At 62.4% G+C, this 20,994-nt stretch carries 8 protein-coding genes; 4 read left to right on the top strand and 4 right to left on the bottom strand.

What is annotated here, in order from left to right; genetic code table 11:
* Window positions 1-274 precede the first annotated feature (274 nt).
* Complete coding sequence (locus tag ACGSLL_RS16685; RefSeq protein ID WP_394507170.1) at window positions 275-13,273, top strand: non-ribosomal peptide synthetase; 12,999 nt, start codon at window positions 275-277, stop codon at window positions 13,271-13,273.
* A 216-nt stretch (window positions 13,274-13,489) separates the two neighbouring features.
* Window positions 13,490-14,305, top strand: coding sequence for an alpha/beta fold hydrolase (locus ACGSLL_RS16680; RefSeq protein WP_394507169.1), 816 nt, complete (start codon window positions 13,490-13,492; stop codon window positions 14,303-14,305).
* Between the two features lie 111 nt (window positions 14,306-14,416).
* On the opposite strand, the gene dsbG is transcribed toward ACGSLL_RS16680, so the two are convergent.
* From dsbG to ACGSLL_RS16660, 4 genes are all read right to left on the bottom strand, one after another.
* Complete coding sequence (gene dsbG, locus ACGSLL_RS16675; protein ID WP_208940352.1) at window positions 14,417-15,187, bottom strand: thiol:disulfide interchange protein DsbG; 771 nt, start codon at window positions 15,185-15,187, stop codon at window positions 14,417-14,419.
* On the bottom strand, window positions 15,163-16,044 hold the full coding sequence (locus tag ACGSLL_RS16670; RefSeq protein WP_394507168.1) for a prolipoprotein diacylglyceryl transferase family protein: 882 nt from the start codon (window positions 16,042-16,044) through the stop codon (window positions 15,163-15,165). The genes dsbG and ACGSLL_RS16670 overlap by 25 nt, the downstream gene beginning before the upstream one ends.
* Window positions 16,044-17,777, bottom strand: a complete 1,734-nt coding sequence (gene dsbD, locus ACGSLL_RS16665; protein ID WP_394507166.1) for a protein-disulfide reductase DsbD — start codon at window positions 17,775-17,777, stop codon at window positions 16,044-16,046. The genes ACGSLL_RS16670 and dsbD overlap by 1 nt, the downstream gene beginning before the upstream one ends.
* Before the next feature lie 99 nt (window positions 17,778-17,876).
* A complete protein-coding gene (locus tag ACGSLL_RS16660) occupies window positions 17,877-18,569 on the bottom strand; it encodes a hypothetical protein (protein WP_394507165.1) in 693 nt (230 codons plus the stop codon).
* 226 nt (window positions 18,570-18,795) lie between these two features.
* Between ACGSLL_RS16660 and ACGSLL_RS16655 the strand changes: the two genes are divergently transcribed.
* Entirely contained in the window at window positions 18,796-19,476 is a 681-nt protein-coding gene (locus ACGSLL_RS16655; protein WP_203418838.1) for a response regulator, read from the top strand.
* On the top strand, window positions 19,476-20,798 hold the full coding sequence (locus tag ACGSLL_RS16650) for an ATP-binding protein (RefSeq protein WP_394507164.1): 1,323 nt from the start codon (window positions 19,476-19,478) through the stop codon (window positions 20,796-20,798). The genes ACGSLL_RS16655 and ACGSLL_RS16650 overlap by 1 nt, the downstream gene beginning before the upstream one ends.
* The last annotated feature ends 196 nt before the right edge of the window (window positions 20,799-20,994 follow it).

Here is a 20,994-nt window from a genome sequence, read left to right as displayed (position 1 = left end):
CAATTGAGAAAGAGAACTAATGCTGCAAGCAATTGTGTTTTGCGAACTGCGACACGCCGCCGCACCCCAGCCCCGTTGAGGGGCGCGGCTGTCGACTAATTATTTGCAGACGTCATCCGTTCTCATCTGTGAATGGCTGCGGGTATTGCTCTTGGCCAGACAGCATTCCGATGCCTTGCGCGGTCGGCACTGACCGCGCCCCTGCATGCCTTTTCGCAAGGCGTGACGCAGCAACCCGATTCCATCAGCAAGCCGAATTCAGGCAGGAAACCTCATGACCGACGCGTTCGAACTCCCCAGCACCCTGGTCCACGCCCTTCAGCGCCGCGCGGCCCTGACGCCGGATCGACTGGCCTTGCGTTTTCTTGCCGAAAACCAGGAGCAGGCTGTGGTACTCAGTTATCGCGAACTCGATCAGCGGGCGCGGACCATCGCCGCCGCGTTGCAGGCTGAGGCGCAACCGGGCGACCGCGCGGTGTTGCTGTTTCCCAGCGGCCCGGATTATGTCGCGGCGTTTTTCGGTTGCCTGTACGCCGGCGTGATCGCAGTGCCGGCCTACCCGCCGGAATCGGCACGGCGGCATCATCAGGAACGACTGCTGTCGATCATTGCCGATGCCGAACCACGCCTGTTGCTGACCAGCGCCGATCTGCGCGACGCCTTGCAGCAGATCGAAGGCGCGCCGCCGCTGCTGTGCGTCGACAACCTCGATGAGGCGCTGGCAGAAAACTGGCTCGAGCCGACGCTGACTGCAGATCACATCGCCTTTCTGCAATACACCTCCGGCTCCACCGCATTGCCCAAAGGCGTGCAGGTCAGCCACGGCAATCTGGTCGCCAACGAACAGTTGATCCGCCACGGTTTCGGCATTGACGTCAATCCGGACGATGTGATCGTCAGCTGGCTGCCGCTGTACCACGACATGGGCCTGATCGGCGGTTTGCTGCAGCCAATTTTCAGCGGCGTGCCGTGCGTCCTGATGTCGCCGGCGTATTTCCTTGGCCGACCATTGCGCTGGCTCGAAGCGATCAGCGAATACGGCGGCACCATCAGTGGCGGGCCGGATTTTGCCTATCGCCTGTGCAGCGAACGGGTCAGCGAATCCGCCTTGGCGCGCCTCGATTTGAGTCGCTGGCGCGTGGCGTATTCCGGCTCCGAACCGATCCGCCTCGACAGCCTCGAGCGCTTCGCCGAAAAATTTGCCGCGTGCGGTTTCAGCACTGACAGTTTCATGGCCTCGTACGGCTTGGCCGAAGCCACACTGTTCGTTGCTGGCACACCGCGCGGCACCGGCATTCCAGCGTTGCGTGTCGACGATCAAGCCTTGGCGCAGAACCGCGCCGAGCCGGGTGATGGCAGCGCGATCATGAGCTGCGGCATCAGCCAGCCGGAGCACGCGGTGCTGATCGTCGAACCGAATTCGCTGGAAGAACTGGCGGATAACGCCGTCGGCGAAGTGTGGGCCGCCGGGCCGAGTATCGCTCACGGCTACTGGCGCAACCCCGAGGCCAGCGCCAAGACCTTCGTCCAGCACGCTGGCCGTACCTGGCTACGAACCGGTGATCTGGGTTTTCTGCGCGACAGCGAGCTGTTCGTCACCGGACGCCTGAAAGACATGCTGATCGTGCGCGGTCACAACCTCTATCCGCAGGACATCGAGAAGACCGTCGAGAACGAAGTGGAAGTGGTGCGCAAAGGCCGCGTGGCCGCGTTCGCGGTCAATCACGAGGGCGCGGAGGGCATCGGTATCGCCGCGGAGATCAGCCGCAGCGTGCAGAAAATCCTCGCGCCGCAAGCCTTGATCAAAGCCATTCGCCAAGCGGTGGCCGAGGCGTATCAACAAGCGCCAAGTGTGGTGATCCTGCTCAATCCGGGCGCCTTGCCGAAAACTTCCAGCGGCAAGTTGCAGCGCTCGGCATGCCGCAGTGGTCTGGTCGATGGCAGCCTCGACAGCTATGCGCTGTTCCCGTCGACGACGGCTGAATCCCGGGCCGCGCCCAACAGTGGCTCGGATCTGCAAGCGCGGATCGGGCAGATCTGGGCCGAGCAATTGAACGTTGAAGAGATTGTCGGCGACGATCATTTTTTCCTGCTCGGCGGCAACTCGATTGCGGCCACGCAAGTAATCGCCCGGGTGCGCGAAGAACTCGCGCTGGAATTGAACCTGCGCCTGCTGTTCGAAGCGCCAACCCTGTCAGCGTTCGCTGCTGCCGTGGCGCAACAGCAACAGGCCGGCGGCAGCGCCCAAGATGCGATCGCCGTGCTGCCGCGCAGCGAGCCGATGCCGCAATCGCTGGCACAGAACCGCTTGTGGATCACCTGGCAACTCGATCCGCACAGCAGCGCCTACAACATTCCTGGCGCCCTGCGCTTGCGCGGCGAACTCGACGAGGTCGCGCTGCGCAGCAGTTTCCAGCAACTGATCGAGCGCCACGAATCCCTGCGCACACGCTTCTTCGAGCGCGACGGCGTCGCCCTGCAACACGTCGTGGCCGCCGGCGAATTCAATCTGCAGGTGATCGACCTCAGCGACCTGCCGGCGAACGAGCGCGAAGCCCGCGCCCAGCAGATCCGCGAAGACCAGGCGCATACGCAATTCGATCTGGAAAAAGGCCCGCTGCTCAGGGTGAGCCTGATTCGCCTCGACGACGAAGATCACCAATTGCTGGTGACGATGCACCACATCATTGCCGACGGTTGGTCGTTGAACATCCTGCTCGACGAGTTCTCGCGCCTGTACGCCGCCGTCAGCCAAGGCGCGACGGCTGAACTGCCAGCGCTGCCCACGCAATACGCCGACTACGGCAACTGGCAGCGCCAATGGCTGGCACAAGGTGAGGGCGAGCGGCAACTGGCGTACTGGCAGGCACAACTGGGCGACGAGCATCCGGCACTGGAACTGGCCACCGATCACCCACGCTCCGTCCAGCAAAAACACAGCGCAGCGCGGCATAGCCTGCGGCTGGACGCGAGCCTCAGCGCAGCCATCCGCAACACCGCGCAGGCGCACGAAGCGACCACCTTCATGCTGTTGCTCGCCGCTTGGCAAAGCCTGTTGTATCGCTACAGCGGTCAGCGCGACGTTCGCATTGGCGTGCCCAATGCCAACCGTCCGCGCCTGGAAACCCAAGGGCTGATCGGTTTCTTCATCAACACCCAGGTGCTACGTGCGCAGATCGATTCGCGCCAGTCGTTTGCTAAATTGCTGGCCGAGACACGCCTGGCGGCACTTGGCGCACAAGCGCATCAGGATCTGCCGTTCGAACAATTGCTCGAAGCTTTTCCGCAGGCCCGCGAACATGGGCTGTTCCAGGTCATGTTCAACCATCAGCAGCGGGATCTGAGTGCGCTCAAGCGCTTGCCGGGGCTGCTCGCCGAAGAACTGCCGTGGCACAGCCGCGAAGCCAAGCTCGACTTGCAACTGCACAGCGAAGAAGACCGCAACGGGCGCCTGACCCTGTCCTTCGATTACGCCAGCGAACTGTTCGACGCGGCCACCATCGAGCGACTGGCCGAGCACTTCTGCAACCTGTTGCGCGATGTCTGCGAGCAGCCGCAGCAGGCGATCGGCGATCTGCAATTGCTGGCGCCCGATGAGCAGCAACACCAACAACACTGGAGCGCAGCACCCTGCGCTCCGGCGCAACAATGGCTGCCGGAACTGCTCAATCAACAGGCAGGCCTGACCCCGCAGCGCACGGCGCTGGTGTGGGACGGCGGCCGCCTCGATTTCGCCGAACTGCATGCGCAAGCCAACCGCCTCGCACATTATTTGCGCGATAAAGGCGTTGGTCCGGATGTTTGCGTTGGGATCGCCGCCGAGCGTTCGCCGCAACTGCTGATCGGTCTGTTGGCAATCATCAAGGCTGGCGGCGCCTACGTGCCGCTGGACCCGGATTATCCGGACGAGCGGCTGGCCTACATGCTGCGCGACAGCGGCGTCGAATTGCTTCTGACCCAGACCCGATTGCTCGAGCGCTTGCCGGCCAGCGACGGCGTCAGCGTGATCGCCATGGACGCCCTGCATCTGGAAAACTGGCCGAGCCAGGCACCGGGTCTGCACCTGCATGGCGACAACCTCGCTTACGTGATTTACACCTCGGGCTCCACCGGCCAGCCAAAAGGCGTCGGCAATACCCACGCGGCACTGGCCGAACGTCTGCAATGGATGCAGAACACTTACCGTCTCGATGAAACCGACGTGCTGATGCAAAAAGCGCCGATCAGTTTCGACGTCTCGGTGTGGGAGTGTTTCTGGCCTTTGATTACTGGCGCGCGGTTGTTACTCGCCGGTCCCGGTGAACATCGCGATCCGCATCGCATCGCCCGGCTCGTGCAGCAGTTTGGCGTGACCACGCTGCATTTCGTGCCGCCGCTGCTGGCGCTGTTCATCGACGAACCGCTGAGCATCGAATGCACCAGCCTGCGCCGGGTCTTTTCTGGCGGTGAAGCGCTGCCCGCCGAACTGCGCAACCGCGTGCTGGCACAGTTGCCGGCGGTGCAACTGCACAACCGTTATGGCCCGACCGAAACCGCGATCAACGTCACCCACTGGCATTGCACTGGTGCCGATGGCGCACGCTCGCCGATTGGCCGTCCACTGGGCAACGTGATCTGCCGCGTGCTGGATGCTGATCTCAATCCGCTGCCGGCCGGTGTAGCGGGCGAATTGTGCGTCAGCGGCATCGGTCTGGCTCGCGGTTACCTGGGGCGTCCGTCGTTGACCGCTGAACGCTTTGTCGTCGATCCACTGGGCGAGCAGGGCGCACGTTTGTATCGCACGGGCGACCGCGCACGGTGGACCAGTGACGGCGTGATCGAATACCTCGGCCGTCTCGATCAGCAGGTCAAGCTGCGCGGCTTTCGCGTCGAACCGGAAGAAATCCAGGCGCATTTGCTCGCCCAGGATGGCGTCGCTCAAGCCGTGGTGCTGGCGCGCGAAACCGCTGCTGGCGCGCAACTGATCGGCTACTTCACTGCAACCGATCCTCGCGAAAACCAGGACGAGCAAATCACCCGTCTGAAAACCGCACTGGCCGCCGAGCTGCCGGAATACATGGTCCCGGCGCAACTGCTGCGCATCGACGCCATGCCGTTGAGCCCCAGCGGCAAACTCGACCGCCGTGCCTTGCCCGAACCGCAATGGCAGATGCGCGAGCACGTCGAACCGGTGACTGAGCTGCAACAACAGATCGCCGCGATCTGGCGTGAAGTGCTGGGCCTGACCCGGGTCGGCCTGCGCGACGATTTCTTCGCCCTTGGCGGTCATTCGCTGCTGGCCACGCAAATCATTTCGCGCACCCGTCAGGCCTGCGACGTCGAGCTGCCGCTGCGCACGTTGTTCGAACACAGCGAGCTCGGCGATTTCGCCGAGCAGGTTCGGCAGATTCAGCTCAGCGGGCGCACCAACGAACAGCCACCGATCGCCAAGGTTGATCGCAGCCAAGCGGTGCCGTTGTCCTTTTCGCAACAGCGCATGTGGTTCCTCTGGCAGATGGAACCGGACAGCCCAGCGTATAACGTTGGCGGCATGGCGCGGCTGCGCGGCGTGTTGCACGTCGAGCATTTTGAAGCAGCCCTGCAAGCGCTGATCCTGCGTCACGAAACCCTGCGCACCACATTCCCCAGCGTCGACGGCGTTGCCCGCCAGCAGGTGCATGGCGAAACGGGCGTGCGCATGGGCTGGAAGGATTTCTCCGGATCTGCTGCTGAAGTGCGTGAGCAACAGGTCCAGCAACTGGCCGACGAAGAAGCACATCGGCCGTTCGATCTGGAAACCGGCCCGCTGCTGCGCGCCTGTCTGGTGAAGACCGCAGAGCACGAGCATTACTTCGTCCTGACCATGCACCACATCGTCACCGAAGGCTGGGCGATGGACATCTTCGCCCGCGAACTCAGCGCGTTGTACGAAGCGTTTGTCGATGAGCGCGAATCGCCGCTGGAGCCGCTGCCGGTGCAGTATCTGGACTACAGCGTCTGGCAGCGCCACTGGCTGGAATCCGGCGAACGTCAGCGTCAGCTCGACTACTGGACCGCGCAACTGGGCCGCGAACACCCATTGCTGGAACTGCCGGGCGATCGTCCTCGTCCGGCGGTGCAAAGCCACCAGGGTGAACTGTTCCGTTTCAACCTCAGCGACGACCTCGCCGCGCGCGTGCGGACATTCAATGCGCAACACGGTCTGACCCTGTTCATGACCATGACGGCTGCGCTTGCCACCTTGCTGTACCGCTACAGCGGCCAGACCGATCTGCGCATCGGCGCGCCGGTGGCCAACCGCATCCGCCCGGAAAGCGAAGGGCTGATCGGGGCGTTTCTCAATACTCAGGTGCTGCGTTGCCAGCTCGACGGCATGATGTCGGTCGGCGAACTCTTCGAACAGGTACGCCACACGGTGATCGAAGGTCAGTCGCATCAGGACCTGCCGTTCGATCATCTGGTCGAGGCGTTGCAGCCGCCGCGCAGCGCTGCCTACAACCCGTTGTTTCAGGTGATGTGCAACGTGCAGCGCTGGGAATTTCAGCAGAGCCGCAGCCTGGCCGGCATGACCGTCGAGTACCTGGCCAACGATGCCCGCGCGACCAAATTCGATCTCAACCTGGAAGTCACCGACCTCGATCATCGCCTCGGTTGCTGCCTGACCTACAGCACCGATCTGTTCGACGAGCCGACCATTGCACGCATGGCGAGGCACTGGCGCAATTTGCTCGAAGCGCTGATCGCCGACCCGCAACAACGTCTTGGCGAACTGCCGCTGCTCGACCCAGCCGAGCAACAACAGGTGCTCGACAGCCTTGGTGTCGAAGCGGGCACGCACCGTCTCGACCAGTGCATTCATCACCTGTTCGCCGAACAGGCACTGGCGCGCCAGGATGCGCCGGCGCTGACCTTCGCCGGGCAAACCCTGAGCTATGCCGAACTCGACGCCCGCGCCAATCGTCTGGCCTGGGCCCTGCGCGAGCGCGGCGTTGGCCCGCAAGTGCGGGTTGGTCTGGCGCTGGAGCGTTCGCTGGAAATGGTCATCGGCCTGCTGGCGATTCTCAAGGCCGGTGGCGCGTATGTGCCGCTCGACCCGGAATACCCGCTCGATCGTCTGCACTACATGATTAAAGACAGCCGCATCGGTTTGCTGCTAAGTGATCGGTCGATGTTCGCCGCCCTCGGTGAACTGCCGCCCGGCGTCGTGCGCTGGTGCCTGGAAGACGACAGTGCGGCACTCGCCGATTACCCGGCGAGCGAGTTGCCGTTGATCAGCCTGCCGCAGCATCAGGCGTACCTGATCTACACCTCGGGTTCGACCGGCCAGCCGAAAGGCGTGGTGGTTTCCCACGGCGAAATCGCCATGCACTGCCAAGCGGTGATCGAGCGTTTCGGCATGCGTCCCGACGACTGCGAACTGCACTTCTATTCGATCAACTTCGACGCCGCCACCGAGCGTCTGCTGGTGCCGTTGCTCAGCGGCGCGCAAGTGGTGCTGCGTGCGCAGGGGCAGTGGGACGCGGAGGAAATCTGCGGTTTGATTCGTGACCATCGGATCAACGTCCTCGGCTTCACGCCGAGTTATGGCAGCCAGTTGGCGCAGTTCCTCGCCACGCAAGATCGAATCCTGCCAGTGCGGATGATCATCACCGGCGGCGAAGCGTTGACCGGCGAGCACTTGCAGCGCATTCGTGCAGCCTTCAAACCGGCGCTGTTCTTCAATGCCTATGGCCCGACGGAAACCGTGGTCATGCCGTTGGCCAGTCTGGCGCCAGAGGTGCTGGAAGAGGGCGCCGGCAGCGTGCCGATCGGCAGCGTGATCGGTGCGCGCGTGGCTTACATTCTCGACGCCGATCTGGCGCTGGTGCCGCAAGGTGCGACCGGTGAACTGTTCATTGGTGGCGCCGGGCTGGCGCAGGCCTATCACGATCGTCCGGGAATCAGCGCGGAACGTTTTGTCGCTGATCCATTTGCCGCTGATGGCGGGCGCATGTACCGCACCGGCGACCTGGTGCGCCAGCGTGCCGATGGTCTGGTGGAATATCTGGGGCGTATCGATCATCAGGTGAAGATTCGCGGTTTCCGCATCGAGCTGGGCGAAATCGAAACCCGCCTGCTCGATCACGATTCGATTCGCGAAGCAGTAGTGCTCGCGCTTGATGCACCGAGCGGCAAGCAACTGGTTGGCTATCTGGTGACTGAAGTCGCCGGGCAAAGCGAAGCCCGCCAAGCCGAACTGCGCGAAGCGCTGAAGGCGCACCTCAAGGCACAACTGCCGGATTACATGGTGCCGACCCACCTGATTCTGCTGGCAAGCATGCCGCTGACTGCCAACGGCAAACTCGACCGCCGCGCCTTGCCCGCGCCGGACCCGGAGCTCAACCGTCAGGACTATGTAGCGCCGAGCAATGAACTGGAGCAGAGCCTCGCGCAGATCTGGTGCGAAGTGCTCAACGTTAAGCAAGTCGGCCTTAACGACAACTTCTTCGAACTCGGCGGCGACTCGATTCTGTCGATCCAGGTGGTCAGCCGCGCGCGTCAGCAGGGCATTCATTTCAGCCCACGGGATCTGTTCCAGCATCAGACCGTGCACAGCCTTGGCGCCGTCGCCAGCCGCACCGAGCGGGTGACGGCCGAGCAGGGTCTGGTGACCGGTGAATCGCGCCTGACGCCGATTCAGCATTGGTTCTTCGACACGAACATTCCCCAGCGACAGCACTGGAACCAGGCGTTGCTGCTGGAGCCGAGCGTGGCGCTGCAACCGCAGATTCTGGGGCAAGCACTGCTGGCGGTGATCGAGCAGCACGATGCGTTGCGTCTGCGTTTCGCCGAGGTCGATGGTCAGTGGCAAGCCACCCATGAGCCACTGTCCGCGGCGAATTTTTTCTGGCACCGCCGCGTCGAGTCGATGGGCGCGTGCGAAGCCTTGTTCGCCGAGGCCCAGCGCAGCCTTGATCTGACGCAAGGCCCGCTGTTACGTGCGGTGCTGGTCGATGGCCCGCAGGGCCAGCAACGCCTGTTCATGGCGATTCATCACTTGGTGGTCGACGGTGTTTCGTGGCGCGTGTTGCTCGACGATGCGCAAACGGTCTATCGCCAGCTCGACACAGATCAGCCGCTGCAGCTGCCGGCGAAAACCAGCGCGTTCAAAGACTGGGCCGCGCGTTTGCAGGCCTACGCCGGCAGCGAATCCCTGCGCGAGGAACTGGGTTGGTGGCAGGCCCAACTGGCCGGCCCGAGTATCGATTTGCGGTGTGCGAACCCACAGGGCGGGCGACAGAATCGTCACGCGCAAACCGTCAGCGTGCGCCTCGATGCCGAGCGTACCCGGCAACTGCTGCAACAGGCGCCGAGCGCTTACCGCACGCAGGTCAACGACTTGCTGCTGACCGCGCTGGCCCGTGTGCTGTGCCGTTGGACTGGCGAGGCATCGGCGCTGATTCAACTGGAAGGCCACGGCCGCGAAACCCTGTTCGACGAGATCGATCTGACCCGTACGGTCGGCTGGTTCACCAGCGCTTACCCGCTGCGCCTGACGCCGTACGGCAGTGAAGAAAGCGCCGGGCAGGGCGCGTCGATCAAGGCGATCAAGGAACAGTTGCGGGCGGTGCCGCACAAAGGCCTGGGTTACGGCGTGCTGCGCTATCTGGCCGACGACGCCAGCCGTGCGAGCATGGCCGCGCTGCCGAGTGCGCCGATCACCTTCAACTACCTCGGCCAGTTCGACCAGAGCTTCGCCAGCGATGCGCTGTTCCGTCCGCTCGACGAGTCGGTCGGTGCCGCCCACGATCCGCGGGCGCCTTTGCCGAACGAGCTGAGTGTCGACAGTCAAGTCTACGGCGGCGAACTGCAGCTGCGCTGGACCTTCAGCGCCGAGCGTTTCGAACCACAGACCATCGCCGATCTGGCCGATGCCTACCTGGCTGAGCTGCACAGTCTGATTATCCATTGCCTGCAAGACGAGGCGGGTGGCCTGACGCCGTCGGACTTCCCGCTGGCGCAACTGACCCAGGCGCAACTCGATGCGCTGCCGGTGCCGGCCGCGCACATCGAAGACGTCTATCCGCTGACGCCGATGCAGGAAGGCATGCTGCTGCACACCTTGCTCGAACCGGGCACCGGTCTGTACTACATGCAGGATCGCTACCGCATCAACAGCGAACTCGACCCCGAGCGTTTTGCCCGGGCGTGGCAAGCGGTGGTTGCCCGGCATGAAGCGTTGCGTGCATCGTTCTGCTGGAACGTCGGCGAAGACATGCTGCAAGTGATCCACACGCCGGGTCGCACGCCGATCGACTACCTGGACTGGAGCGCCATCGCCGAAGTCGAGCAGGAGCCGCAGCTGCAAGCACTGCTGAAAGGCGAGCGCGAGGCCGGTTTCGATCTGCTCGCTCAAGCGCCGTTTCATCTGCGCCTGATCAAGGTTGGCGCGGCGCGTTACTGGTTCATGATGAGCAACCACCACATCCTCATCGATGCCTGGTGCCGTTCGCTGCTGATGAACGATTTCTTCGAGATCTACAGCGCCCTTGGCGAAGGCCGCGAAGCGCAGTTGAGTACGCCGCCGCGTTATCGCGATTACATCGGCTGGCTGCAACGCCAGAGCCTGGCCGAGGCGCGACAGTGGTGGCAGCAGAATCTGCAAGGGTTCGAGCGCACCACACCGATCCCGAGCGACCGTCCGTTCCTGCGTGAACATGCCGGCGAAAGCGGCGGGATGATTGTCGGCGACTGCTACACCCGCCTCGAGGTCGAGGACGGTGTGCGGCTGCGTGAACTGGCGCAGGCGCATCAGCTGACCATCAATACCTTCGCCCAGGCGGCTTGGGCGCTGGTCCTGCGCCGCCTCAGCGGTGATCGCGACGTGCTGTTCGGCGTTACCGTGGCCGGGCGCCCGGTAGAAATGCCGGAAATGCAACGCACCGTGGGTCTGTTCATCAACAGCATTGCCCTGCGCGTACAGATGCCGGCGGACGATGAGCGCTGCAGCGTACGGCAATGGCTGAGCGCGCTGCTCGACTGCAACATGCAGTTGCGCGAGTACGAATATTTGCCGCTGGTGAACATCCAGGAACAAAGCGAATTGCCCAAGGGCCAGCCGCTGTTCGACAGCCTGTTCGTCTTTGAAAACGCCCCGGTGGAAGTTTCGGTGCTGGACCGCGCACAGAGCCTCAACGCAACCTCGGATTCCGGCCGCACCCACACCAATTTCCCGCTGACGGCGGTGTGTTACCCGGGCGATGACCTTGGTCTGCACCTGTCGTATGACCAGCGCTATTTTGACGAGGCGACGGTTGAACGCATGCTCGCTGAGTTCAAGCGTTTGCTGCTGGCGCTGGTCGAAGGTTTCCATGGCGACATGGCCGAGCTGCCGCTGCTCGGTGTGCAGGAGCAGGATTTCCTCCTGCACGGTTGCAACCAGAGTGCGCAGGATTATCCGCTGGAGCAGAGTTACGTCGCGCTGTTCGAAGCGCAGGTCGCCGCACATCCGCAACGCATCGCGGCCAGCTGTCTCGATCAACAGCTGAGCTATGCCGAGCTGAACCAGCGCGCCAACCGCCTCGGTCACGCACTGATCGGCGCCGGGTTGAGATTCGATCAACCGGTGGCGCTGCTGAGTGAACGCAATCTCGATCTGCTCGGCATGATCATCGGCAGCTTCAAGGCCGGCGCCGGCTATCTGCCGCTCGATCCGGGCCTGCCGGGCCAGCGCCTGCAACGCATCGTCGAACTGAGCCGCACGCCGGTGCTGGTCTGCAGTCAGGCCTGCCGCGAACAGGCGCAAGCATTGCTCGATGAATGTGGTTGCGCGCATCGTCCACGGTTGTTGGTCTGGGAAGAGCTTCAGGCCGCGGTGACCTCGGTGGAGAACCCAGGTCTTTATAGCGGCCCGGACAATCTCGCTTACGTGATCTACACCTCGGGTTCCACCGGGCAGCCGAAAGGAGTAATGGTCGAGCAGCGCGGCATGCTCAACAACCAGTTGAGCAAGGTGCCGTATCTGCAACTGAGCGAAGCCGATGTGATCGCGCAGACCGCTTCGCAAAGTTTCGACATTTCGGTCTGGCAGTTCCTCGCCGCGCCGTTGTTCGGCGCGCGGGTCGACATCGTGCCGAACACCATCGCTCACGATCCGCAGGGTTTGCTGATGCATGTGCAAGCACAGGGCATCACTGTGCTGGAAAGCGTGCCGTCGCTGATTCAAGGCATGCTTGCTTCCGAGCGGCTGAGCCTGGATGGCCTGCGCTGGATGCTGCCAACCGGTGAAGCAATGCCGCCGGAGCTGGCGCACCAGTGGCTGCTGCGTTACCCCGACATTGGACTGGTCAACGCCTATGGCCCGGCCGAGTGCTCGGACGATGTGGCGTTCTTCCGTGTCGACATGGCATCGACGCGCGGCAGCTATCTGCCGATCGGCACGCCGACCGACAACAACTTGCTGTACCTGCTTGATGGTGCGCTGGAGTTGGTGCCGCTGGGCGCGGTGGGCGAATTGTGCGTGGCCGGTACCGGCGTCGGTCGCGGTTACGTCAGTGATCCGCTGCGCACCGCGCCGGTGTTTGTGCCGAACCCGTTCGGTGCGCCGGGCGAGCGTCTGTATCGCACCGGAGATCTGGCGCGGCGGCGCGCCGATGGCGTGCTGGAATACGTCGGCCGCGTCGATCATCAGGTGAAAATTCGCGGTTACCGCATCGAACTGGGCGAGATCGAAGCACGCTTGCATGAACAGCCGGAAGTGCGCGACGGTGCGGTCGGTGTGCAGGAGGGCGCCAATGGCAAGCATCTGGTGGGTTATCTGGTCGCTGCGGATTGCGCACTGAACCCGAACGAACGCCTGGAGCGAATCAAACAGCGCCTGCGCGCCGAACTGCCGGAGTACATGGTGCCGCTGCACTGGCTGTGGCTCGATCAGCTGCCGCTCAATGCCAACGGCAAGCTTGATCGCAAAGCCTTGCCGGCGCTGGAGATCGGCCAGTTGCACAGCCACGACTACCTGGCGCCGCGCAATGAACTGGAGCAGACCCTGGCGGATATCTGGGCCGAGGTGCTGAAGGTCGACAAGGTCGGTGTGCGCGACAACTTCTTCGAGCTGGGCGGGCATTCGTTGCTGGCCACGCAGATTGCCTCGCGGGTGCAGAAAACCCTGCAACGCGACGTACCGCTGCGGGCGATGTTCGAGTGCAGCACGGTGGAGGAGTTGGCCGAGTACATCAATGGACTGGCGGCGAGTGACATCACTGAGGAGAAGGTTGATCGGTTGAATGATCTGATGGCGGCGCTGGAGGGGCTTTGATTATTTAGTGTCTGCATTGGCCTCTTCGCGAGCAGGCTCGCTCCCACACAGGATCTTTGGTGTTCACAAAATCCCTGTGGGAGCGAGCCTGCTCGCGAATGGCGTCGGTCAATTCAACACAAATCAACCGGTAAGTGACTGTACATTTCGATCCTTGACGATCAGCAACCGGCAGCTCAGTCTGCCGGTTCTCTATTTTCTCGCGGGGGATGGTCGATGGCTTTTTTCACGATTGACGGACAAGCGCTGCATTACACCGATCAAGGCGCTGGGCCGGCGGTGCTGCTGGCCGGCAGTTACTTGTGGGATCACGCCATGTGGGCGCCGCAAATCGCCGCGCTGACACCGCATTATCGGGTGATTGCGCTGGACCTGTGGGGCCATGGCGAGTCGGGGCGGTTGCCGGAAGGCACCTCATCACTGAATGACATCGCCCGTCAGGCGCAAGCCTTGCTCGACCATCTGCAGATCGACCGCGTCACGCTGGTGGGCCTGTCGGTCGGCGGCATGTGGGGTGTGCGCCTGGCGCTTTCGGCGCCGCAACGACTCAACGGTCTGGTGCTGATGGACACCTATGTCGGCGTCGAACCCGAGCCGACCCGCCAGTACTATTTCTCGCTGTTCAAGCAGATCGAAGACAGCGGCGAAATTTCCGAACAACTGCTCGATATCGTCGTGCCGATCTTCTTCCGTCCGGGCATCGATCCGCAGTCGGCGCTGTATCAGGACTTCCGCGCGAAACTGGCGGCGTATTCCGCCGATCGACTGCGCGACAGCATCGTGCCGATGGGGCGCATCACCTTTGGTCGCAACGACTTGTTGCCACGCCTGGGCGAGTTGAATGCAGCAGCGACGCTGGTGCTGTGCGGCGATCAGGACAAGCCACGGCCGCCGGCGGAAGCCCGGGAAATGGCTGAGTTGATCGGCTGCCCATGCGTGCTGGTGCCCGAGGCGGGGCATATCTCCAATCTGGAGAATCCGCAGTTTGTGACGGATGCGTTGTTGAGTTTCCTGAACGAGCGCAACCGCTAGACCGCGTCATCGTTCTTCGCGAGCAGGCTCGCTCCCACATTTTGATCGCATTCCAGGTGTGGGAGCGAGCCTGCTCGCGAAGGCGTCGGTACACGCGCCCCAAATCAAAGGTTATTTAGGCCCCAGAATCTTCACCAGCTTCTCCGCCGTCGGCGCCCCTTGCTGCTGTTGCAGCTCACCCTTGTCGTCCATGTAGAAGATCGCCGGTGTCGCCTGCAGCTCAAGGTCTTCCATCAACTGCATGTTCGCCGCCAGCTTGGTCTGCACCGCCACCGGAATATCCTTCAAGGCTTTGAGCGAGCTGCCCTTGCCAGCCTTTTCGTGATCTTCCAGGGCCTTGGCCGGGTCTTTCGCCGCCAGCAGCGCCGCCGATTTGCCTGGGCTGTCTTCGCGAATGATGCCGACCATGATGTGGCGCAATTGCACCTTGCCGGCTTTCACCCATGGCCGTGCCTGCTCCCAAAACATGTTGCAGTACGGGCAGTTCGGATCGCTGAACAGGTACACCGTGCGCGGTGCATCCTTGTTGCCGTCCTGAATCCAGTTGCTCGCCTCGAACTTGGCCCAGACTTCCTTGGCCATCGGCGCGTAGACCAGTTTTTGCAGCGGCTCGCTGCTCAGGTCCTTGCCGTCGGCGTCGTACAGATTGCCCAGCAGCACATGTTTGCCATCTGGCGTCAGGTACAGCGCCATGCCGCGATTCTGGTATTGCGCCGCATAACCGCGCAGGCCGTCGGGGGCATCGAACTGGCCGACGATCTTCGCGCCCTTGGCTTCGATCTGCTTGATCGCGGCGGGCAGTTCTTCAGCAGCCTGCACCGACGGCAAGTGCAGCAGGGCGCCGCTCAGGGTCAGCGTCAGCAGGTGGCGGAGGCGGGGCATGGCAGTTTCCTTGCAGAGGTGGCCGGTGCGGTGGCCGGGTTCGAATGGGGGACGTTCGTGTCGAAGTTTTCCAGCGCACGGGCCAGGCTGGCGTTCGACAGTTCACCGAGGTGGCTGCTCAGCAGGCGACCGTCGGGGCTATAGAACAGCGTAGTCGGCAATGCCATCGACCCCACGGCCTGGCCGAGGCGACCGCTGCGGTCGAACAATACGTTGTTCAGGCTCAGGCCCTGAGTTTCGAGGAAAGTCGCCACGCTTTGCATGCTTTCGGCCTGATTGACGAACAGGAAGGTCAGGTCCGGGCGTTGTTGCTGGGCGTTTTCCAGCACCGGCATCTCACGCCGGCACGGTGGGCACCAGGTCGCCCAGAGATTGATCACCAGCGGTCCGCCCTGATAATCGCTGAGCTGGATGGTCTCGCCGGCCGCGTTGCGCAGGGTGATATCCGGCAAACGAGTACCTTGTTCGTAAATATTCAGCGATAGCGTGGCCAGCAGCCAGAACGCCACACCGCTCGCCACGCCGAAGCCCAGCGGACGACGCAGCCCGGGACGGCGCCAGCCGCGATACAGCGCCGCCAGCAACAGCACGATCACCCCCGGCCAGGCGAGGAAACCGCCGTCACGCAGGTCGATGATCTGCCACGGGTCAGCGCGATAGTGCGACCAGTACAGCGCGACGAAGGCCACCCGCGCGGCGAGCATGCCTAGCAGAAACAGGCTGAACAGTGCCGACTCGGGGTTATCGCCACCGCGCTTGGCCACCCGCCATCCGACAAAAGTCGCCAGCGCCAGGGCACTGATCAGCAGCAAATGGTTGAGTGCGATGGCAAAGGTGCCGAGGGTCAAAGTGAGCATCAGTTGGCGTCTCGGGTAGCGTTCCAGCGTTGCAGGAATGTATCGGCATCGACTTCGCCGGTAATCCGCTGGCTGCGACGTTCTTCACCGTCGCTGCCGATCCAGACGAAACTCGGCGGCCCCGGCACTTTGTAGCGGCTGAGCAGCTCACGGCTGGCGGCATTGTCGGCGGTGACATCGAGCCGCAGCAGGCGCACATCATTCAACGCCTGCATGACATTGGCCTTGCCGAACACCTGCTTTTCCATGACCTTGCACGACACGCACCAGTCGGCGTAGTAATCGAGCAACACCCACTGGCCCTGAGCCTTGGCCGCGTCGAGTTCGCGTTGCAGCGCCGCTGGCTCCTTGATCGTGGTAAACGCCTCATGCCCGGACGGTGCCACAGAACTGGCACGACCAGCGCTGTAGACCTGCAATGGTTGATACGGGTCGTCGCTGCCGCCGGCCGCGCCAATCACCAGCAGACTGCCCCACAACCCGAGCAGCAGCGAAGTGGCGCCGAACACCTGCGCGACGCGGCCAAAACCTTCGGACTGCTTCCAGGCGCAGAACGCGGCGATCAACAGCAACGCACCGCACAGGCCCAGCCACAACGACGCATCGAGTACCGGGCGCAGCATCAACAACGCGGTGGCCAGAAAGAGGAAGCCGAACACACCTTTGAGCAGGTTCATCCAGGCGCCGGGTTTGGGCAGGAAGCGGTTGCCCACGGTCACCAATAACAGTAACGGCACACCGATACCGATGCCCAGCGAGAACAGAATCAAGCCGCCATGCAGGGCATTGCCGGTCTGCGCGATATACAGCAAGGCGCCGGCCAGCGGTGCGGTCATGCACGGGCCGACCAGCAGACCGGACAGCGCACCGAGCATCCCGGCGCCGATCAGGCTGCCACCGCTGCGACTGCGCGAGGCGTGTTCGAGACGATCACGCAGGGCCACCGGCAACTGCAGTTCGAAGAAGCCGAACATCGGCAGGGCCAATATCACGAAAATCGCCGCAAACGTGCCGAGCAACCAAGGGTTTTGCAACCACGCCTGCAGGTTTGCACCGAGCAGCGCGGCAATCACCCCCATCGCTGCGTAAACCAGCGCCATGCAGATCACATAGCTGCCGGCCAGAGCAAAGCCTCGACGCGGCGTGGCGCCGCTGCCGACCACCATGCCAGCCAGAATCGGCAACATTGGCAATGTGCACGGGGTGAAGGCCAGCAGCAGACCGAGGCCGAAGAACACCAATAAACTCCAGCCCAACGCCCGTTGTTGCAGGCTGCTGGCCAAGGCCTGATCCGGTGCTTCTGCGCCCGGCGCAACGGCCGCCTTGCCGCCCAGGTCAATCACGCGGGTTTGCGGTGGATAGCACAAACCGGCATCGGCGCAGCCTTGATAGCTGACCTTGATCTGGCCGTTGGCCGCTGCCGGGATTTTCACTTCCAGACCCTGACGGTAGACCGGTTGCTCGCCGAAGAACTCGTCGCTGTGCGATTCGCCTTCGGGCAACGTCGGCTGCTGGTCGGCGGTGAGCCCGTCGAACTTCAACCGTTTCTGATACAGGTAATAGCCGTCGCTGATTTGCCAGAACAACTGGGTTTCCCCGGATTCAAGACGTTCTGACGTGAGCACGAAGGCTTTGTCGACCGGCAAGAACTCCGGTTTTGTATCGAATGGATTGTTTCCTGCCTGGGCCAGGCCCGAGATCAAGAGAGCAAACAAAAGCAAAAAATGACGCATGGAGGAGCCTTGTCCCTGTGCAAGTGAGGTGCAGATTGGGCGGCGGCGATTAACCGATAATTAACCCGTATCGTACAAGGCTCTCTCTTGCTCGGCCAATCAACCGCGCAGCAATCCGGGCCAGTTGCCGTCGTTGATCGTGTGCGGGCCGGACACCAGTCGATCAGTCTGAATGTTGTAGACCAGATACTGGTTGTTGGTCAGAAAGATGTACCAGTAGCTGTCGGCAAACGTTCGGTCATTTTGCGCAGCGGTAATGATGCGGTCTTTGTAGGGTTTCAACGCCCCCAATTGATATTCACCGAACGGTTTGCGCGTCAGGGTTTTTGCTCTGTAATTGAACGACAGATAATGTCCGTCATTGAGAATGAAGCGAAACAGAAACGCTTGCCCGGTCAGTTCGAACCAGGTGCCGGCAATGATCTGGTCGAAGTACGGCAGGATCGGTTTCCAGATCGAATCGGCGACTTTTTGAAAGCTGGCAACCGCATCTTTATCCTGATCGTACTTGCAGACCATGGGCGTTGAACCCTGGTAATGGAATAACCAGGCGATGTCTTCGTCGCCTGGGGCGTTGAAGCCGATTGACGTGGTGGTAAAACCGAAGCGCAAGTCCTTGACGAACGGGTCGAATTTATCCCAACTGCCCGCCGTAGACGCGGGGTAGATATCGGCAACCTTGTTGGCGCCCAGATCGAAGCGAGAGTAGGTCTCGCTGTCTTTGAAAAAGAAATAGATGCGATCCGGGCCGGCGCGCCAGTCGATGGCGACGCAGTTTTTTAGTTGAGGCATGTGCAGTAAGTCCTTTTAACAGTGGGTGGAAACTTCAACGCCAAGGCTAAATCAGCGGTGTTGGGCGATACAGGCGCAAAGTGTTTCCGCATGGGTGTACATATTTAAGAAGGTTTCCGGCCTGGTTTGCCGTCCCCGGATGCGGCTTCCCGTCAATGCCGCTGGAGGCCATAATTGCCGCTTAATCCTCGCCTGCTTCACTCGCCTTTTTATTTTCGGAGCGCCCATGCACGTACTGGTTTGCGAAGACGATGAGCTGATCGCCAGCGGCATCGTTGCCGGCCTCACGGCTCAGGGTTTGACGGTCGAGCACGTCAACACAGCGTCGAAAGCGCGGGCGATGCTTAAGGTCGCCGAATTCGACGTGATGGTGCTCGATCTCGGCCTGCCCGACGAAGATGGCCTCAAGTTGCTGCAGCAATTGCGTCAGGGCGGGCTGGAAATTCCGGTGCTGATTCTGACCGCCCGCGACTCGGTGACCGACCGCGTCGACGGCTTGCAGGCCGGGGCGGACGATTACCTGCTCAAGCCGTTTGACCTGCGTGAGCTGTTCGCGCGCCTGCAAACCTTGTTGCGTCGGGTCGCCGGACGCAGCGTCAATCTGATCGAACACGGCGCGCTGACCTATGATCCAAGCAGCCGCGAAACCACCCTGGCCGGGCAACCAGTGGACTTGTCGCGGCGCGAGCAATCGCTGTTACAGGCTTTGTTGCACAATCGTGGCCGGGTGCTGTCCACCGAGCAATTGAAGGACAGCGTCTACGGTTTCAACGATGAACTGGAGAGCAACGCGCTGAACGTGCACATCCACCATTTGCGCAGCAAACTGGGCAAGGGCATCGTCGAAACCGTGCGCGGTCTGGGTTATCGCCTCGGCCCGGCCGACGGTGGAGAGCAAGGCAAGTGATGAGTCTGCGGTTGCGCCTGAGCCTGACCCTCGGCGCTGCGTTTGCGCTGATCTGGGCGCTGGCGGCGGCATGGATGCTCAGTGATCTGCGCAATCAGATGATGTTTTCCCTCGACCAGCGTCTGGTCGCTTCGGCGCGCATGGTCGCCGGCCTGCTCGAGCAATTGCCGACGCTGCCGAGCAAAGGCGAGGGCACCCATTTCAGCGCCGAGCAACTGAATATTCCCGGCGGCATGGCCTGTCAGGTCAGCTCCTTGCGTGGGGAAATTCTGGCGCGCAGTCATAACAATCCCGAACAAGCGCTGGAAGCCGAGAAAATGGGCTTTCACGATCAGATGATCGACGGCGCGCCGTGGCGCAGCTTTACGCTGGCACGAGGCGATGTGCGGATTACCACGGCGGATCGGCAGATCGAGCGCGAGGCGCTGAACATGTCGATCCTGTTGGCTGCGTCGGTGCCGGTCGGTGTGGCGCTGCTCGGTTGTCTGTGCCTGTTATGGCTCGGCATCGGCCAGGGGCTGGCGCCCCTCAACCGCTTGCGTGAAGCGCTGATGCGGCGCAACGCCGATTCGCTGGAGCCGCTGCAGATTCAGGCGTTTCCCAGCGAATTGAAACCGTTGCTGGAAACCCAGAACCAGTTGTTCCAGCGCATCGGCAAGACCATCGAACGTGAACGACGCCTGACCGGCGACGCCGCCCATGAACTGCGCAGCCCGCTGACCGCAATCAAGACCCACCTGCAAGTGGCACGGATGACCGATGGCAGCGCCCGCGATCAATCGCTGGCGCGGGCCGAGGAGGGCGCCGATCGTCTGCATCGCACCCTTGAGCAATTGTTGTTGCTGGCGCGGGTCGAGGGCAGCCTGTCGTTCGACGACGGCTCGCAATACAGCGCCGAACAAGTGGCACGCCTGGCGATTCAGGACGCCACCGGCGGCGAGCGCACACGCATCCAGCTGCAACTGCCGACAGATCTGTCGACAGCGCCGCTGCAAATGCCCGCCGCGCTGGCGATTGCGGCGCTGCGTAATCTGCTCGACAACGCCCTGCGCCATACCGCCGAGGACTGCATGGTCGAGCTGAGCCTGATCACCCTTGGCAATCGCGTGCGCTTCGTCGTGCGTGACCATGGTCCAGGCATTGCCCCCGATGATCTGCAACACCTGACCCAACGTTTCTGGCGCAACGGCCAGAGCACCGGATGCGGCCTCGGCCTGGCGATCGTGCAGGCGATCGTGCAGCGCTGCGACTGTGCGCTGCATTTCGACAGCCGCGCCGATGGTTTGCGGGTTGAGCTGACCATGCCCTTGCAACGCGTCTGAACCCTGTACAAGTCCCCTGTAGGAGCGAGCCTGCTCGCGAAAGCGGTTTTACAGCCACATCGATGCTGTCTGTTGTGCCGTCTTCGCGAGCAGGCTCGCTCCCACAGGGACACATCAAATGTAACTTCTCGGCGTTCGCTATCCGCTCGGGGTGGGCGTAAGGTCGACGCAGCTTTGACTCAATGGATTGAGGGAA

This window comes from Pseudomonas retamae, from assembly GCF_043496865.1.
Classification (GTDB): domain Bacteria; phylum Pseudomonadota; class Gammaproteobacteria; order Pseudomonadales; family Pseudomonadaceae; genus Aquipseudomonas; species Aquipseudomonas retamae.
This window is presented reverse-complemented; position numbering and strand designations above follow the sequence as displayed.